Origin of the sequence: Lysinibacillus sp. NPDC093712, from assembly GCF_050280025.1 — a bacterium.
Lineage (GTDB): Bacteria > Bacillota > Bacilli > Bacillales_A > Planococcaceae > Lysinibacillus.
Genome location: NZ_JBNNUU010000002.1, coordinates 674,549 through 691,499 on the forward strand (window position 1 = coordinate 674,549; position 16,951 = coordinate 691,499).

21 protein-coding genes and 1 other annotated feature are annotated in these 16,951 nt (G+C 38.2%); of the genes, 1 reads left to right on the top strand and 20 read right to left on the bottom strand.

The genetic code is table 11. The annotated features are described in order from the left end of the window. Positions 1–130 precede the first annotated feature (130 nt). Positions 131–664, top strand: a complete 534-nt coding sequence (locus tag ACQKNX_RS10840) for a transcription repressor NadR (protein ID WP_403049499.1) — start codon at positions 131–133, stop codon at positions 662–664. A 192-nt stretch (positions 665–856) separates the two neighbouring features. Here the strand turns inward: ACQKNX_RS10840 and ACQKNX_RS10845 are convergent, their stop codons facing one another. The 20 genes from ACQKNX_RS10845 to ACQKNX_RS10940 all read right to left on the bottom strand — a co-directional run bounded on the left by ACQKNX_RS10845 (position 857) and on the right by ACQKNX_RS10940 (position 16,925). Then, the gene (locus ACQKNX_RS10845) at positions 857–1,246 is read right to left on the bottom strand and encodes a thiol-disulfide oxidoreductase DCC family protein (protein WP_427428880.1); all 390 of its coding nucleotides are present in this window, start codon (positions 1,244–1,246) and stop codon (positions 857–859) included. Between the two features lie 20 nt (positions 1,247–1,266). Beyond that, a complete protein-coding gene (gene pheA / locus ACQKNX_RS10850; protein WP_427428881.1) occupies positions 1,267–2,145 on the bottom strand; it encodes a prephenate dehydratase in 879 nt (292 codons plus the stop codon). Between the two features lie 367 nt (positions 2,146–2,512). Further along, entirely contained in the window at positions 2,513–2,968 is a 456-nt protein-coding gene (locus tag ACQKNX_RS10855) for an ACT domain-containing protein (RefSeq protein WP_427428882.1), read from the bottom strand. Between the two features lie 24 nt (positions 2,969–2,992). Then, positions 2,993–4,282 carry a GTPase ObgE gene (gene obgE, locus ACQKNX_RS10860; protein WP_427428883.1) on the bottom strand — a complete coding sequence of 430 codons (1,290 nt, stop codon included), beginning with the start codon at positions 4,280–4,282 and terminating at the stop codon, positions 2,993–2,995. 5 nt (positions 4,283–4,287) lie between these two features. Further along, positions 4,288–4,815: a Spo0B domain-containing protein gene (locus ACQKNX_RS10865; protein WP_427428884.1), complete on the bottom strand. Its 528-nt coding sequence runs from the start codon at positions 4,813–4,815 to the stop codon at positions 4,288–4,290. A 137-nt stretch (positions 4,816–4,952) separates the two neighbouring features. After that, positions 4,953–5,252, bottom strand: a complete 300-nt coding sequence (gene rpmA / locus ACQKNX_RS10870; RefSeq protein ID WP_024363181.1) for a 50S ribosomal protein L27 — start codon at positions 5,250–5,252, stop codon at positions 4,953–4,955. Beyond that, positions 5,249–5,605 (bottom strand): ribosomal-processing cysteine protease Prp, encoded by a 357-nt coding sequence (locus ACQKNX_RS10875; protein WP_340823413.1) that lies wholly within the window; start codon positions 5,603–5,605, stop codon positions 5,249–5,251. Before ACQKNX_RS10875 ends, rpmA begins: the two co-directional genes overlap by 4 nt. Before the next feature lie 16 nt (positions 5,606–5,621). Further along, positions 5,622–5,930: a 50S ribosomal protein L21 gene (gene rplU, locus ACQKNX_RS10880; RefSeq protein ID WP_010860053.1), complete on the bottom strand. Its 309-nt coding sequence runs from the start codon at positions 5,928–5,930 to the stop codon at positions 5,622–5,624. 14 nt (positions 5,931–5,944) lie between these two features. Then, positions 5,945–6,020: a sequence feature (ribosomal protein L21 leader region), on the bottom strand. Positions 6,021–6,065: 45 nt separating this feature from the next. Next, positions 6,066–6,677, bottom strand: a complete 612-nt coding sequence (locus ACQKNX_RS10885) for a stage IV sporulation protein FB (protein ID WP_427428885.1) — start codon at positions 6,675–6,677, stop codon at positions 6,066–6,068. Then, positions 6,667–7,221: a peptidoglycan DD-metalloendopeptidase family protein gene (locus ACQKNX_RS10890; RefSeq protein ID WP_427428886.1), complete on the bottom strand. Its 555-nt coding sequence runs from the start codon at positions 7,219–7,221 to the stop codon at positions 6,667–6,669. The genes ACQKNX_RS10885 and ACQKNX_RS10890 overlap by 11 nt, the downstream gene beginning before the upstream one ends. 142 nt (positions 7,222–7,363) lie before the next feature. After that, positions 7,364–8,161: a septum site-determining protein MinD gene (gene minD, locus ACQKNX_RS10895; protein WP_172772210.1), complete on the bottom strand. Its 798-nt coding sequence runs from the start codon at positions 8,159–8,161 to the stop codon at positions 7,364–7,366. Position 8,162: 1 nt separating this feature from the next. Then, positions 8,163–8,831 carry a septum site-determining protein MinC gene (gene minC / locus ACQKNX_RS10900; protein ID WP_427428887.1) on the bottom strand — a complete coding sequence of 223 codons (669 nt, stop codon included), beginning with the start codon at positions 8,829–8,831 and terminating at the stop codon, positions 8,163–8,165. Positions 8,832–8,860: 29 nt separating this feature from the next. Next, entirely contained in the window at positions 8,861–9,385 is a 525-nt protein-coding gene (gene mreD / locus ACQKNX_RS10905; RefSeq protein WP_427428888.1) for a rod shape-determining protein MreD, read from the bottom strand. Continuing rightward, on the bottom strand, positions 9,385–10,296 hold the full coding sequence (gene mreC / locus ACQKNX_RS10910) for a rod shape-determining protein MreC (protein WP_427428889.1): 912 nt from the start codon (positions 10,294–10,296) through the stop codon (positions 9,385–9,387). Before mreC ends, mreD begins: the two co-directional genes overlap by 1 nt. Before the next feature lie 13 nt (positions 10,297–10,309). After that, positions 10,310–11,329: a rod shape-determining protein gene (locus ACQKNX_RS10915; RefSeq protein WP_340823403.1), complete on the bottom strand. Its 1,020-nt coding sequence runs from the start codon at positions 11,327–11,329 to the stop codon at positions 10,310–10,312. A gap of 647 nt (positions 11,330–11,976) precedes the next feature. Continuing rightward, entirely contained in the window at positions 11,977–12,648 is a 672-nt protein-coding gene (radC, locus tag ACQKNX_RS10920; RefSeq protein ID WP_401009863.1) for a RadC family protein, read from the bottom strand. Between the two features lie 32 nt (positions 12,649–12,680). Further along, complete coding sequence (locus ACQKNX_RS10925) at positions 12,681–13,274, bottom strand: Maf family protein (RefSeq protein ID WP_427428890.1); 594 nt, start codon at positions 13,272–13,274, stop codon at positions 12,681–12,683. A gap of 98 nt (positions 13,275–13,372) precedes the next feature. Beyond that, positions 13,373–14,023: a hypothetical protein gene (locus ACQKNX_RS10930; RefSeq protein ID WP_427428891.1), complete on the bottom strand. Its 651-nt coding sequence runs from the start codon at positions 14,021–14,023 to the stop codon at positions 13,373–13,375. Between the two features lie 353 nt (positions 14,024–14,376). Next, positions 14,377–15,636, bottom strand: coding sequence for a bifunctional folylpolyglutamate synthase/dihydrofolate synthase (locus tag ACQKNX_RS10935; protein ID WP_427428892.1), 1,260 nt, complete (start codon positions 15,634–15,636; stop codon positions 14,377–14,379). Further along, positions 15,633–16,925: a bifunctional folylpolyglutamate synthase/dihydrofolate synthase gene (locus ACQKNX_RS10940; RefSeq protein WP_427428893.1), complete on the bottom strand. Its 1,293-nt coding sequence runs from the start codon at positions 16,923–16,925 to the stop codon at positions 15,633–15,635. Before ACQKNX_RS10940 ends, ACQKNX_RS10935 begins: the two co-directional genes overlap by 4 nt. Positions 16,926–16,951 lie beyond the last annotated feature (26 nt).

The window sequence follows — 16,951 nt, forward strand, 5'->3', positions numbered from 1 at the left end:
TTCCTCTCTACGTATCATATGTTCAATGTTTCATTTGGATACAAAAAATTACGCATGGTGGAAATGCTTCATGGTACACTAATGCTTAAGGAATAACACTTCCTTTATTACATGGCAGAGGTGATCTTTTATGAAAAAAATGTTAGGCGAGGAACGCCGACTGCAACTTTTAGAACTGCTAAAAAAAAGCAACACACCTATAACTGGGACAGACTTCGCTAAATTTGCAAACGTTTCTAGACAGGTCATTGTTAACGATATGACATTATTAAAGGCTAGAAATGAACCTATCATTGCAACAAGCCAAGGTTATATTTATATGCACCAAGAGCAACTCAGTCAAACTGTTGAACGGACAATCCCATGTTTCCACAAACCCGAAGACGCTAAAGACGAATTGTTAACAATTGTGGACTGTGGTGGAACGGTTAAAAATGTAATTGTCGAGCATCCCATTTACGGAGAGCTTACCGCTTCGTTCATGGTCTCCAATCGTCATGAAGTTGAAAAATTTGTACAACGTGTAAACGACACACAAGCAAGCTACTTATCTGCACTTACAGGCGGCACTCATCTTCATGTTATATCAGCACCTTCCGTTGAAGTTTTAGACTTAATTGAGCAATCGTTGCAAAAAAAGGGCTATCTCGTTTCAGATCAATAATGTATGGCGACGGACGGAAATTAGAGCCGAGAGCCAGCTCATAGATTTTCTTGTGCATAATACCAGGCTTTCTATAAGAAACGTAAAAAATCCACTTCGCTTTCCGCGGGCACGATGTAAGCCGCAGAAATCTTCGTGGATTTTTACTTGGTTAGTAATAAAATTTTCAAAATTGTTTATGTGCCTGACACTTTAAAGAAAACGTTGTCGTTGTGAGGGTGTTGGTAATAGACAAGTTTGCTTTTTACCGAAAAGACGATAACGTTTTTTTGCAAAAAGTTTATATGCTGTATTTCGTATACATTGTGGTATAACAATTAGCACGTAGCAAGCAGGCCATAAGCCATCTAAACGTCGACTAATTTTAAGCGCTGCTGTTGATTCAAAATAAATATTATCTTGTTCAATGTAAATCACACTATCAATATTTGCTGGTACTTTGTATTGCGCAAGAAGCGCTTGCCCAACCTCACTTTGAATCGAAGCAAACTTGAAAAACGCAGCTTGATCGCGTTTGATAATAAATTGCACACTGCTATTACAGAAATTACAAATTCCATCAAACAATATTATACCACCCATTTTTGACACCCCTAAACCTGTTAGTCCTCGTCAGATGTTAAATACGTAAAGTATGTACCAAGAGATTTCACCTTGCAGCCAAGTGCCGCTAGCTCCTCCATAGCCCCCCGCATCATTGGTTGTTTTTCATCTGCTAAAACATCAATCATAAAGAAATAATCCCCAAGACCTGTTTTTAATGGTCGTGATTCAATTTTACTTAAATTTAATTGTCGCCACGCAAAGACAGAAAGAACTTGGTGTAAAGCACCTGAACGATCTGTCGGTAACGTAATCATGAAGGTTGTTTTCGCTTGTCCTTCTGATAATTCCTGAGGTAGACGTTTATTTTGCTTGGATAATACAAAGAAACGAGTATGATTAAAATGAAAATCATGTATATTGTCTTGCACGATATCTAGTCCGTACTTCGCTGCAGCGGCTGCATTACCTACTGCTGCAATACATTCATCTGGATTTTCAGAAACAAATTTAGCTGCGGCCGCTGTTGATGTTGTTTGATGTAAAGGCACATCACTGAAGCGATAAAATAAATATTTATGACATTGTGCTAAAGCATGCGGATGTGAATATACTCCTTTGATAGATTCCCAATTGTCCTTTTGCGCCTTATTGACCATTAAATGTTGTTGAATTTTTAATTGTAGCTCACCTGTCACATAAAGCGTTGCCTCATGGAATAAATAATCGAGCGTCAATGGTACTGAGCCCTCTAATGCATTTTCTAATGGTACAACCGCTAAATCAACTTTGCCCTCTGCTACTGCCTCAATGCATTCAGGTATCGTTGTACATGGTACAAGGCTATCAGTTGGGAAGATTGATTTTGTTGCTAAATATGTAAATGATGCTTCCGGTCCTAAATATGCAATTCGTTTCTCCCACTGTCGCTCTGTCATCAAAATGACCTCCTTCTACAATTCATAGTATCTTAAACATTTTTAATGTTTGGAAAACTCTTTATAAAAAGAAAAGGCTATGTAACACAGCCTCCCCTAAAAAGAGTAAATGTGAAAATATGTACTGCTTTTGCTAGCCGTATAAATAAAATTGCTTATATCAAATGCAGTTTTTACACACTATGTTTGGGTATTTTAAAAAAATTTCGCAGTATTTCTGCAGGATAGCGACTTAAGCGCAACCTCACAGAGGCTATTTTTAGCTTCAGAGAGGCTTGCTCATCGCATGCGGAAAGGGAGCGAAATTTTGTATCAACAGCTACCAGCATTAACTAATAAAAGGCAAGGGGCTTTTTCAAATAGCCCCTTACAATGCACCAGAACTAATTACCTCAGCAGATTCAACAAAATCTAATCGTTTTAGCTGGTGTATTAAGTCATCAAGTTCTGAAGTCATGCTCGTTACATCTAATGACAACGTCACATTAGCACGCCCTTGAATTGGAATTGTTTGATGAATTGTCAGTACATTACAATGTGAATTAGTCACAGTTTCTAATAGCTTTGCCAATGTTCCTTTTCGATCCTGAAGCTGTAAAAAGACTGTTAAAATGCGCTCCTGTACAATAGAGTGAAAAGGAAATACAGCATCACGATATTTGTAAAACGCACTGCGCGATAAATCCACTTGCTTTACCGCATCCCAGATGGAGGATACTGAACCACTTGAAAGTAATTGCTTCGCCTCCAATGTTTTTTGCATAGCATCCGTCAATACATCTTCACGAACTAAATAATATCGCTGATTCGCAACATTCTTCATACGCTTCCCCCTAAAACTCCTGTCTTAATCTACAAATTCGAACTCAAACTCTTGCAGACGAACTGTATCACCATTTTGTGCACCACGCTCACGCAATGCCTCGTCCACGCCCATCCCACGCAATTGGCGTGCGAAACGGCGAATACCGTCTTCACGACTAAAGTCTGTCATTTTAAATAGACGTTCAATCGAGTAGCCACTAATGATAAATGTACCGTCATCATCACGTGTAATTTCGAAACCTTCACCTTGTGATTCATGCTTGTACATAACTGTAGCATCTGATTGTTCCTCTACATCTTCAAATAGAGGGAACTCAGGCGTTACTTCAAGCAAATCTGCTATAGCAAATAATAATTCTTTTAAGCCTTGGCGTGAAATTGCTGAGATTGGGAAGATTTGTACATCTTCGTCCAACTTTTTGCGGAATTCCACTAAGTTCTCTTCTGCTTCTGGCATATCCATTTTATTCGCTACAATAATTTGAGGACGCTCTGTTAAACGAAGATTATATTGCTTTAACTCATCATTAATAGTTAAATAATCATCGTACGGGTCGCGGCCTTCCATTCCTGACATATCGATAACATGCACAATTACACGTGTACGCTCGATATGACGTAAAAATTGATGACCTAAACCTACCCCTTCATGCGCACCTTCAATAAGCCCTGGTAAATCTGCCATCGCAAAGCTTCGGTGATCCTCTGTTTCAATCATTCCTAGATTCGGCACGATTGTCGTAAAATGATAAGCGCCAATCTTTGGTTTTGCTGCAGAAACAACAGATAATAGTGTTGATTTTCCTACACTTGGGAAACCAACTAAACCAACATCTGCTAATACTTTTAACTCTAATATAACAGTTAATTCTTGTCCTGGCTCACCTTTTTCAGAAAGCTCTGGCGCAGGATTGGCCGGGGTTGCAAAGCGGGAATTCCCACGTCCACCTCGACCAGATTTAGCGATAATCGCTTGTTGGCCATGCTCAACTAAATCTGCGATGACAACTCCTGTTTCCTCATTCATCACAACTGTACCTGGTGGCACTTTGACAATTAAATCTTCAGCGCGTTTTCCGTGCATCCCTTTACTCATCCCGTGTTCACCACGATCCGCTTTGAAGTGGCGTTTATAACGGAAATCCATTAATGTACGCAAGCCTTCTTCTACTTCAAAGACAACGTTACCTCCGTGACCGCCATCACCACCAGCTGGACCACCATTTGGTACAAATTTTTCACGACGAAAGGCTACCATGCCATCGCCGCCATCGCCACCTTTTACATATATCTTTACGTGATCGACAAACATTTATTTCACTCCCTATTTGCACTCAACACATATTGCCAGCACGTATTTGTCTGCACAATTGTTTGAATGTCGAATTGTTTCAAACCTCTTTCGGTGAATGCGTCTGCACTCCACAGTCCATTTAGCGTAAACGCCAAAACAAATGTATGATCGTCAACACGTACATCAAGCACTAAGCTCTGTTCCGTAAATGGATCTAATGTATCATAAACATGCATAACTGTTTTGTTTAAATACTCTACAACATCCTTGTCAATATTATTAGTGACTGGTTTTTTGATCTCAACATTAAGCTCCAGCGGTAAAGATGGATAACGCCATCCTGCTGTTTGTAGCCACTCCATTGTTTGTGGTAATTGTAGACGATTCATGATAGACAATACTCGTAGCTGTTCCGAATAATGTTGAATAAGTTCTTTTGATTCATCAATTCTACCTAAATCTAAATTCATGCGAATAAGTTGAAGTTGATTCACATAATCATGATTTGCAAAACGTAATACCTCACTAATGGTTAGTGATTGATTGTTCATCCCATTCACTCCAATAAAGTTATCTTAACTAGTATAACAAGTTTTGATGTATTTTTCCCTTAATTCTTCATTGAAATTTAGCCAAAAAAAGGACTGCAATAAATGCAGTCCTCCGCTTTATGTCTACTTTATTAAAATTAAGCTTCTTGTGTAGCTGGGTATACAGATACTTGTTTGCGATCGCGACCTAAGCGTTCGAATTTAACAACGCCATCAACTTTAGCAAATAGCGTATCATCACCACCACGACCTACGTTTGTACCTGGGTAAATTTTTGTACCGCGTTGACGGTAAAGAATAGAACCACCAGTTACAAATTGGCCATCAGCACGTTTAGCGCCAAGACGTTTAGACTCAGAGTCACGTCCGTTTTTTGTAGAACCTACCCCTTTTTTCGATGCAAAAAGTTGAAGGTCTAATGCTAATAACAATTTCATTCTGTTCCACCTCCTACTTGGTTGTAGTTGATTTGGATATATTGTCCGTAATTTTGCACCATAGAATACACTTGAGCAGTCATTACTTGGACAATTAATTGTAGTTTTGTATCGATTTCAGGTTCTAAATCTGTTGGTAAAGATACCTTAAGAAAGCCTCCACCTTCAGCCGCTTGTTCAACTTCTGGTTGTAATTGTAGTAATGCATAAATCGCATTCACCGTACCAATGGCAATGGTAGATGCGCCTGCACACACTAAATCTTTACCAGATTCGTCGTACTCAGCATGTCCTGAAAATTCAAATGCAGACACATGTCTGTTTTCATCATGATGTATCGTAACTTTTATCAAATGTTACACCTCACAATTAAGCATTGATTGATTCAACAACTAATTTTGTATAAGGTTGACGGTGACCTTGTTTACGACGGTAGTTCTTTTTAGCTTTCAATTTGAAAACAACGATTTTCTTTTGACGGCCTTCTTTAACAGCTTTAGCTGTTACTGTAGCGCCTTCTACGAATGGAGCTCCAACTTTTACGTTTTCGCCACCTACGAATAGAACTTTATCGAAAGTTACAACCTCGTCAGCTTCTACGCCTAATTTCTCAACATAGATTTCTTGACCAGCTTCTACTTTGATTTGTTTACCACCAGTTTCAATAATTGCGTACATTTTACTGCACCTCCTCTTAGACTCAGACTCGCCTGTATATGAAGGTGATCCAAAGATACTTAAACCTTCCCAGAGCGGTTGTAGTAGCACGGGTGCTACAAACAATAACATTAAAATACTACCACACGAATTCTATCAAGTCAACCTGTTCATTACATATTTCTCAAATGCTAAACGATACTTTCGATAATTCCATTCTTTTAGTACTTGCAACCATATAAATAGGCAAAGGACAGTCAAAAAAATGGATTGTGGCAAATTCACTAAGGTTACAATGAATAGCATAGTGGCAAAAATCAGTGAGAGGGAATAATAATATTCAAATACTCGTACACTTGGATAAAATAAAAATAAACATGCTAAGAGTATCCTTCCACCGTCCAGTGGAATAATTGGGATTAGATTAATTACTAGTAACACTAGCTGTACATTGACTAGTCGAATTGCAATTAAATCCGGCATGAAAAAAGCAAGACCAATCCCCAGTATAGTGGCGATTGGACCTCCTAGTGCAATCCAAAGTAGTGAAGATGCCTGCACAGCTGCTGGATTTTCAAATTCAATTTCCCCTCCATATGGTGCGATAACGCATGATTTTATCTTCACGCCACAAAGCACCGCGGCCAATATATGACCAGCTTCATGCCATAGCAACGAAGTTAAAATAATTGCATAATAGGCAATCTGTCCAGTGAAAATCATTAACAGAATCAGAGGGATACATAGTAAATGCAATTTAACTTTCATCGTTCTCCGTTGTTTCAAGCCACTGCACTATTTGTTCTAAATCAAAATGAGTTTTGTCTTTCTCAATTGAAATATAGAGTTGTCCAGTCTGCTTCATACCGATTAAGTCATTGGCCTGTATAGTCGTGTATGGTAACTGCGCTAAACTATCAAGCATCCCATAGGATACCGTTGTGCCATCCTCATAGCTAACAGTCATCGTTTTACCGGTATATTTTGTATGGCCTGTAAAAACAACGAGCCCACTTTGCCCTGCATACACAGGAAGACCCACATCATATTGTAATAAAAACCCTTCTTTAAAAACTTGCGCATTCGTGAACGTTAATAGTTCAGTTTGCCCTACATCACTTGAAACCATTATCGTTTCTTCCTCTTTTTTTAGCAGACTTTTTCCGAGCTCACTTAAATATGTTAAATCTGCTGATGTCGTTACAAGCTTTCGCACAGGTGTTTCCATTACGCCTTGATCTTCTAATCGAATCATAAGCATAATTGCAGCCACAAGTAATATCATGACAATCCATTTCCATTTTTTAAACAAGCTCTCATCCTCTTTTTTCACACTATATGAGGCAGCATGTCCATTCATGCACGTAAAAAATGTGCCAGTCACTCACACAATTCTCACACAATTTGCTTTCAATAAAAAAACCTTTCCGCGCACATGCACGAAAAGGTTTTGATTATCTTGAAAATAATGCTTTAAGTTTTGAAAACATTCCTCGGTGCTCGTCCTCGATGGCCATCAATGGCACAGATTCACCTAATATGCGACGGGCAATATTACGGTAACCTAAAGATGCTTTATTAGTCGGATCCATAACGACCGGCTCACCTTTATTTGATGACGAGATAACACCTTCGCTATCGACAATAATGCCTAAAAGATCAATTGACAAATGTGTTGTAATTTCATTGACATCCAGTGTATCTCCGTTTTTCATCATATGCTGACGAATACGATTAATAATTAGTTTAGGAGCAGTTATTTCTTCTTGTTCAAGCAGTCCAATAATTCGATCTGCATCCCGTACAGCTGAAATTTCTGGTGTCGTTACAACGATTGCATGGTCTGCACCTGCTACTGCATTGCGATAGCCTTGCTCAATGCCAGCGGGACAATCAATTAAAACATAATCATAGTCTCTCTTTAATTCCTCTACTAAGCTCTCCATTTGCTCAGGTGTGACAGCATTTTTATCTGTCGTTTGAGCAGCAGGTAATAAAAATAGTTTATCATCTACACGTTTATCTTTAATTAATGCTTGATGGATCTTGCATCGTCCTTCAACAACATCAACTAAATCATAAATAATACGGTTTTCGAGACCTAGAATAACATCTAAATTTCTTAAGCCAATATCTGTATCTACTAAACATACTTTTTTCCCTTGTAGAGCCAATGCAGTCCCGAGGTTAGCCGTTGTTGTCGTTTTACCGACACCACCCTTACCTGAAGTTATGACGATCGCTTCTCCCACACTAGCTTCCTCCCTTAGACACATTCAATAATGGTCGAATATTTTTTAACGCATGAATTTGATCGTACGCAATACGCCCATCATAGCCAATAAATGCACAAGCCATGTCTGCTTGATTGATAGCTTTCACATGTTCATCTGACATCGCCTCAACCTGATCCGCAATCATAATATGCGTGGCTTCTAAACGAGAGGCAGCAATAATTGCTTCCTTATTCCCATGTACACCTGCATGTACAATTCCCTTTAGTTTGCCAAGGACGTAAACATTACCACCAGCTTCTACACGTCCATTCGGATTCACATTCCCCACAATTACTATATCCCCAGAGGCACGTAGAATTTGTCCCGATCTGACCACTCCTACATATGTATCTTGTTGGCTTTCTATCATTTTCTGGTTGCTTTCATGGACAGTCAGTACATCACTTTGCACCTTTGCTACAATTAACTGTTCTGATTCTTGAACAATTTTCACTAGCTCTTTTACTTGTTCATCAGAACAGTATCGATAGCCTAAATGTAATTGTACATCTACTTTACCATCGATACCGCCTTCTGAAACTTTTCGTTTTAGCTCATCTACTAAATCGGCATACGAACATTGATCGTCTAAACGAAGAACAAAACCATCCTTTGTTCCCTTCATATTAACTAATTGTTTTTTCATGAATGCCTCACCTCACGTTGCTCTTGATATTAAGAAACTTCACGTGCTCTCTGTAAGACACGCGCATTAATTAGATACTTGAAGGCCCAACCAAGAATCATTAAAAATAACGTATTAGCAATGATTGTTGGTAGTAGTCGTGATTGTAAGAAATCCGTTAACGGTATCGTTGTAAAAGCGATTAGGTAGAAGAATTGATAAAGTACGAATTCTAAAATTGCTACTAAAACAACTGAAATAGTCGTTGTCACAACTAAGTGCTGATGAATTATTTTTACGATAGACCCTGCTAAAAAACAAATAAGCGGATATAGTACCGAATATAATCCAATAATATCAATGTAAAACACATCATACAAGACACCAAAAAAAAGTCCATACATTACCGCTCGTTGACGGCTGTAATAGATGGATATAAATATTAAGTATAAAATTAAAAATCGAGGTACTAGATAATAGATATGCCCTCCCACTTCAATTGGTGAGAGCATAGCAAACACTGGTTCTAGTAAAAATAGCAATACTGCAACAGAGGGAATAAGAAATCGAACCATTACTTTTCCCCCTCTTCAGTAACCTTTTGTGGATTTGTTAAATCTTCATTTGTTGCATTACCGTCAGAACCATCAATAACGGTTACTGATCGTTTTGCGATTACAACATTTTCTAAAATAGAAAAATCAGCAGATGGTTTTACATAAGCCATTTTCGTTAAGCCAAAATCATCTGTGCTAACTTCCGTAATTTCTCCGATTGGTACTCCTTTAGGGAAAATACCACCAAGACCTGAAGAAACTACTTTTTCGCCTACTTTTACATTTAAGCTAGAATCGATTCGCTTCATAATGAGTTCATTTCGTTCTTTATCAAAGCCCTCGATTAAACCGTATGCCTCTTTTTCTCCTAAAACCATCGCTGAAACACGATAGTTAGGATTATTTGTATATAAAAGCTCAACCTCAGAGGTGAAAGGGGTCACTAACGTAATTTTACCGACTAGCCCTTTCGCTGTCATAACTGCCATATTTTTTTCTACACCATGAGATGAACCTTTATTTAAAATAATTTTTTCTTCCCATTGGTCAGGATTTCTAGCAATAACCGTTGCTTGAATAGGATTAAACGCCTTTAAACTTTCTGACTTTGTAAGTTCTAGTAGTTTTTCATTTTCAGATTTTAATACCAATGCTTCGGCTTGTACAGCTGCAAAATCTTCTAAGCGTGCTTTTAAACGTTTATTTTCTTCGTACGTGTTTAAGAGGGAGTCAATATTATTAAAAATACCAGTTATGTAATTCGCCGGCTTCGCAACAATAGATTGTGCGACGCCGACAGTATCTTTAATAATTTGCTCTGGTAAAGTTGCGTTCGTCCGATCTCGTAATGAGAAGCTAATCAATGCCACAAGAAAAACCATGCCCACAAGTAGCAGTATTACTTTCTTATTGAAAAAAAAATGTGGCATTGCCTAAACCTCCTTACCCTTTTACTTGTTGTTGACGAATTAAATCAATATGATCTAAAGCTTTACCTGTCCCAATAGCTACACAGTCTAATGGATCCTCAGCAATAAATACAGGCATATTTGTTTCACGGCTAATAACTTTGTCTAAATTCGTTAATAACGCGCCACCACCAGTTAAAACAATACCTCGCTCCATCACGTCAGCAGATAATTCTGGAGGTGTTTGTTCCAACGTTTTTCGTACACCGTCAATAATTGATGATACCGCTTCACGCAATGATTCTGAAATTTCCTGAGACGAAATTTCAATCGTTTTTGGTAAACCAGTTAACAGGTCACGACCTCTAATTTCCATTTTCTCATCAGGTCCTTCAGCAAACGCTGTACCAATTTCCATTTTCACTGCTTCCGCTGTACGTTCACCAATTGTTAAGTTATACGATTTACGGATATATGAAATGATCGATTGATCCATCGCATCCCCACCGATACGTACAGACTCACTTGTAACGATACCACCTAAAGAAATAACTGCTACTTCCGTAGTACCACCACCGATATCAACAACCATCGACCCTGTTGGATCCCAAACTGGTAGGTTCGCTCCAATAGCTGCTGCAAATGGCTCTTCGATTGTAAATGCTTCTTTTGCGCCTGCTTGACGAGATGCATCGATAACTGCACGTTGTTCAACCGAAGTAATACCGTATGGCACACAAATCATTACATTCGGTTTTTTCCAATTACCGCCAGAATTCTTACAAGCTTCTTTTAAATAATATTCAATCATCGCTGTTGTAATATCATAATCAGCAATAACGCCATCTTTCATCGGACGAATCGCCACGATTGACCCAGGTGTACGGCCAATCATATTTTTCGCATCATTACCAACTGCAACGATGTCTCCTGTTTTTGTGTTTTTCGCTACTACAGAAGGCTCGCGTAAAACGATCCCCTTCCCTTTAATAAAAACTAATGTATTCGCTGTGCCAAGGTCAATCCCGACATCTTTACTACCTAATCCAAACAAATTGTGTACTCCCTTTCTATTTAAGCCATACTATCGTTGACATAAAATCATACCGTTCATTATAACGGATAAATGCAAGAATTTGTAGTGCCACATACCTCATCTTGCAGAAAACTTACTATTTTAATTCCCTCTTAAACTAAAAATAGTACGTATAGATTAGCATATTATTTTTTTTCATGTAAAACAACGCATTATAGGCTACCAATTTTTGTGAATGCTATAGATATTTCTACGAATACAATAACGTCATTCAATCAAAAAGGTTCATTTTTTTATTAAAGTGCTTAAAATCGCTCAAACTATACTGAAGCTAAAATATACTAGAAAAATTTTTTCTCCTGAAAAATGCGCTAGGGAGTCCCTTAGTAATATTAACAGAAGTTTCAATTTAAAGAGCACTGCAAAATATTTGCAGTGCTCAGCTTGTCGACAAAGCTATTTAATTTACAAAAGCTGTTCTGTAGTAAAACTAACAAGCTCCACTACTGCGTATTCCATGCGTGAGCATCATGCTCCTTACTATTACGCGCATTTGGCAGACAAGGAGCTAAGTTAATTGTACGACTTCTAACAGCCCTTGCTTGTCCCGTAAAGGTCGTGCGTCCTATGCAAGACTTATTTAGATAACCTCTAATCGTATAGTGCTAAAAATAACCTTTTTCTTTTAAGCTAATAAATTGATGGTCACCGATGATGACGTGATCAAGTAATTCAATACCAATGATAAAACCAGCTTCCTGAATTCTTTTCGTTACCTCTATATCTTCTGGACTCGGTGTCGGCACACCACTTGGATGATTATGAGCACAAATGATAGAGGCAGCGGATCGCTTTACAGCCTCACGAAAAATTTCTCTCGGATGCACAATCGACGCATTCAAGCCCCCGATAAAAATCGTTTTTTTATGAATGATTTGATTTTTTACATCAAGAAAAAGTACAACAAAATGTTCCTGACTAAGTGAGGTCATATCAGGCATTAAGTATGCAGCGGCATCTTGTGGAGAACGAACCGTATATTTGTCATCATTTTGCTTTTGAGACAAGCGCCTACCAAGCTCGATTGCAGCTAAAATTTGGATTGCCTTTACCTCTCCAATACCTTTTATGGCAACCATTTCTTCAATTGTCGCATGTTTTAAATGATGTAAACGTTCAAATGTACTTAAAACACGATTGGCAAGTACAAGTACTGATTCTTCCTTCGTGCCTGTCCTCAGTAAAATGGCCAGCAGCTCCTGATTGGATAAGCTCTTTGCCCCTTGCCTTAAAAGTCTTTCACGTGGTCGATCTGCTATATTGACGTCGCGAATCATCATTTCTGGTAAAACATCTATTGGCAATAGCTTCACTCCTTCGCAAATTGGATAATTTGTCGTGCTACCAATTGCGCAAACAACGATGCAAGTGGTAAGCCCACAACATTGTTATAATCTCCTTCAATTCGCTTAACTAAAAGGGTTCCAGCTGTTTGTATACCATAACCGCCTGCTTTATCATAAGGGTCTTCAGATGCTACATACGCTTCTATAAGCTCCTGCGATAAAGTATGGAATACCACAGCTGTTTCTTCCACAAATGTCGTTTCCAATCCATTTGGTTCAATGATGGCAACAGCAGTCATGACCGCATGACGCTTGCCTGATAAACGTGATAGGTGAGAAATTGCTTCCTTACGGTTTTTTGGCTTATGCAGTAGTTCATTGTCAAAGACGACAATCGTATCTGCTCCAATAATCGTTGCATTTGGTTCTTTTTGTGCTACATCCCGCGTTTTTAGAAGTGCCACACCTTTTACGTAATCTTGCATTGTTGTTGCTGTTACGCTTGTCTCCTCTACATTACTTGTCACAATTTCAAACGGAAGGTCAAGCATAGCAAGCAATTCTTTTCGTCGTGGTGAGGCGGAAGCAAGCACTAATTTATGAGTCGTTTCAAACATTATTTCACCATTCCTCCTTCTCTCTATCATAACGGAGAATGTGGTATTTGAAAATTTTCTAAAAATCAAGATAATGCACTTTTAGCTAAATTATCTACTTAAAATTTCGTTTGAAGACAAGCATTTTTTGATTTGTAATGCGCGAAAATTTGAAGGCGTACAATGCTTATATCACTGGAAATAGAGGATGCAGCCTTGCCAATGCTTTGCCAATCGGAAGGTAGCGTAGAATCATTTGCCGCCTCACTAAAATTTAATTTTTTAGTATTTTTATCAGCTAATACATTTGTTACTTCTGCAATTGTCGCCTCTTTACAACTATCGCCACTAACACTAAATGCTTTTTTAAATGTTGGGGGATCCTTTAAAAAAACTAAGTCATTTTCCGCTGTCACCATACTTGTCCAAACATAAAATTTACCCTCTACTTCTACTACTGCACTTTCTTGCAGTGTAGGATGTTCTGCTATAAATGCACTTGCACTTTCATAATTTGAAAATACACCAGCTTGACTCGCATAAAACATAGTTGAGGTCCCAGTACCTCCTGCTGTCGGTATTGTTTCTGAATCTGTCTCTGCTTGTGTTTCAGTTTCGTTTTTCGCTACCTCGCTGTCCTTTTTTAAAGAAAATTGGGTACTCGCCTGGAGAACGCCTAAAAAAATGGCTACACCAAAAAGCCCGACGATGCCACCAATTAGCATTGCGCGCACTATTTGTTTTCTTATTACCTGACTAACAATTTTCATACGTTCATCACCTCTTATTTCAACCTATCAAAATAAGGTTAAAAAAAGACGAGACTGCTGTCGTCTCGCCTAAAAAATTTATCGCTATTAATTACCAAATATCGTCCATAACTTTCAAAGCTCGTCACGTCACCCTATCTAGCCTATGTTTTGTGTTCTCTTGATCCATTGGGCTAGATATTATAGAAAGCAGTACATATAGCTTGTTTCAAACCTCTGTTAAATTCAGAAAAACTGTTATTTATCAAAAGTAATGTTACGTTGTTTTCAGTAGAACGATGACGAATTACTTGTCTTACTAGCAATTAGATAAACATAATTTGACGCAATGAGGTGAAAATGGCTTAACGTACCTAATTGTTTTGTTGTAGCAACCTACTACGCACTTCTGTTAACAAATATAAAGAGCCTGATACAATTGTTCTACATTTATTTTCTGATTGCTGCTGAATAAATTGAATATAATCACTTAAAACCGCTTTGTGCGGTGCATTACTTAGTTCTACCATATTTTTTGCTGACATTGCACGTGAATTATCAAAATCAACAAAATAAAAGCTATCACTTATTTGCTCAAAGTATTGCAAAACTTCTTTTACATCTTTATCACCCAATATGCCTATAACGAAAGTAACCGACTCATTAGGAAATTCAAGACGAACAGTTTCTACCAATTTCTCTGCACTAGCAGGATTATGTGCACCGTCAAAAATAATATAAGGCATTACTTCTTCAAATCGTCCTAAAATACTTGCCACTTTTATTCCATGGCGTATACTTTCTTCGTTAATAGCAACGTCTAGTGCTGTAGCCACTTCGATAAAAGCAGTGATGGCTAATGCCATATTATTTCCTTGATGTGGTCCTTTCATATTACGTGTAAGATTGGAGATACAGATGTTTTTTTCATTATTTTTATAGCACTCAAAATGATTCGATTGCTCTAGCGTAAATTGTTTTTTAAGCTCAAGAATTGGTGCTTGCTTTGCATGTGCAACATTATTAATTATTGCCCTCGCTTTTAAAGGTACCTCACCTATAACAACTGGACGATTTTGTTTAATAATCCCTGCTTTATGCTCAGCAATACTTTCAATTGTGGAGCCTAAAAATTTCGTATGCTCTAGCGCTATACTTGGAATAATGGAGACAATTGGCATCACTACATTGGTGCTATCCAATAAGCCCCCCATTCCCGCTTCAATTAAAGCCACATCGACATCACAATTAACAAAGTGTAAGAATGCAGCAACCGTTAATAACTCGAAATCTGTTAGTTTACCGCTAAGTCCAGCGCTTTTCATTTGTTGAAAAACGCGATCCATCTCTACTTCTGTAATGGGCTTTTTCATTACTTGTATTTGGTCATGCACATCTAAAATGCATGGAGACATAAACTTGCCTACTTTTAAGCCATGCTCCTGTGCAATTGACTCTAAAAATGTAAGTGTTGAGCCTTTGCCGTTCGTACCTGCAAGATGTACAATCTGTAGTTTTCTCTCTGGGTTTCCAACGAGTGCTAATGCCTCTTTAATAGCTTTTAGACCAGGCTTAATGATATCATCGCTTGTTAATGCCCATTTTTTCTTATATATATCAAACTGTGGAATCATCGTATTTCCTCCTGCAACCATTGGCGAACTTCCGCTATAAAATAAAGTGAGCCAGTAATAACAACAATATCTTGAAGGCCCTTGCTTTGTATAACAGAACGGACGATTGCCTGCCAATTTGCATCATATTGTTTGTCATTATGCGTAGACAGCATCGCTAATTTTTCAGCTGGCATAGCATTTGGCAGTCCAATTTGCGTAAAGGACATGGATGAAGCTATTCCATCCATTAAAGCAATACTATTTGCATGATCTTTATCAGACAGCGCTGCATAAATGAAGCGATAACGATGATTTGGATAAACAGTCTGAAGTGTTTGAATCAACGCGGCAGTTCCTTCAGAATTATGAGCACCGTCTAGCACGATATTATTGGGAAATTGTTCAAAGCGGCCTGCCCACTGTGCATTTTGCAACGCCTGACGCATTGATTGTTCTGTTAGTTGTATATGTCCTTGCTCACGCAAAATATCCATCGCTGTAATGGCAAGACTGGCATTAGCAATTTGATGCTCACCAGCCATTTTTAGTTGCATATCATTTATTTCAACATTTGCATTACGATAGTTAAAGGTTTGCATAACAATCCCTTGATTTTTTGCCACTACGTGAAAATCGTTTCCTAAAACAAGGCATTTCGCATGACGTTCTTGTGCAACTTTTTGAATAACATCAAGCGCCTCATCGTTTTTAACGCCTACCACAACAGGTACTCCTTCTTTAATAATACCTGCCTTTTCAAATGCAACTTTCGCATACGTATCGCCTAAAAATGCTGTATGCTCCAATGAAATTGTCGTAATAATTGAAACAAGTGGTGTGATAACATTTGTCGCATCTAAACGACCGCCAAGCCCTGTTTCAATTAGTGCAAAATCTACTTCTTCTTCAGCAAAATACTGGAACATAATAAGTGTTACGACCTCAAAAAAGCTCGGATAGTCCCCATTATAATGCGCCTCAATAATTGAAGCGATATTGTTCATATACTGTAAAAATTGCTCGTCAGAAATTTGCGTGCCATTGATAGTCATTCGTTCATTAACGCGCGTTAAATGTGGAGAAGTAAAAGCTCCTACTCGATAACCTGCATCCTCTATCATTTCCCTCAATACGTTTACTGTAGACCCCTTGCCATTGGAACCAGCTAAATGTATAGTTCGTAGCTTGTTCTGCGGGTCTCCCAAACGGGCCAATACTTCACGCATCATTACTAATGGCTCACGTTTAAAATCAACTGCTTTTAATGTAAAAATAAAATCTGTACATGCTTTTATCGTTGTAAACAAAAGAAACACTCCCTTTCACACTAGTA

Coding starts and splice junctions, on each gene's coding strand:
- ACQKNX_RS10840 (WP_403049499.1), top strand. CDS start 131: ATGAAAAAAATGTTAGGCGAGGAACGCCGACTGCAACTTTTAGAACTG.
- ACQKNX_RS10845 (WP_427428880.1), bottom strand. CDS start 1,246: ATGGGTGGTATAATATTGTTTGATGGAATTTGTAATTTCTGTAATAGC.
- pheA (WP_427428881.1), bottom strand. CDS start 2,145: ATGACAGAGCGACAGTGGGAGAAACGAATTGCATATTTAGGACCGGAA.
- ACQKNX_RS10855 (WP_427428882.1), bottom strand. CDS start 2,968: ATGAAGAATGTTGCGAATCAGCGATATTATTTAGTTCGTGAAGATGTA.
- obgE (WP_427428883.1), bottom strand. CDS start 4,282: ATGTTTGTCGATCACGTAAAGATATATGTAAAAGGTGGCGATGGCGGC.
- ACQKNX_RS10865 (WP_427428884.1), bottom strand. CDS start 4,815: ATGAACAATCAATCACTAACCATTAGTGAGGTATTACGTTTTGCAAAT.
- rpmA (WP_024363181.1), bottom strand. CDS start 5,252: ATGAAATTGTTATTAGCATTAGACCTTCAACTTTTTGCATCGAAAAAA.
- rplU (WP_010860053.1), bottom strand. CDS start 5,930: ATGTACGCAATTATTGAAACTGGTGGTAAACAAATCAAAGTAGAAGCT.
- ACQKNX_RS10885 (WP_427428885.1), bottom strand. CDS start 6,677: ATGAAAGTTAAATTGCATTTACTATGTATCCCTCTGATTCTGTTAATG.
- minC (WP_427428887.1), bottom strand. CDS start 8,831: ATGAAAAAACAATTAGTTAATATGAAGGGAACAAAGGATGGTTTTGTT.
- mreD (WP_427428888.1), bottom strand. CDS start 9,385: ATGGTTCGATTTCTTATTCCCTCTGTTGCAGTATTGCTATTTTTACTA.
- mreC (WP_427428889.1), bottom strand. CDS start 10,296: ATGCCACATTTTTTTTTCAATAAGAAAGTAATACTGCTACTTGTGGGC.
- radC (WP_401009863.1), bottom strand. CDS start 12,648: ATGATTCGCGACGTCAATATAGCAGATCGACCACGTGAAAGACTTTTA.
- ACQKNX_RS10925 (WP_427428890.1), bottom strand. CDS start 13,274: ATGTTTGAAACGACTCATAAATTAGTGCTTGCTTCCGCCTCACCACGA.
- ACQKNX_RS10930 (WP_427428891.1), bottom strand. CDS start 14,023: ATGAAAATTGTTAGTCAGGTAATAAGAAAACAAATAGTGCGCGCAATG.
- ACQKNX_RS10935 (WP_427428892.1), bottom strand. CDS start 15,636: ATGATTCCACAGTTTGATATATATAAGAAAAAATGGGCATTAACAAGC.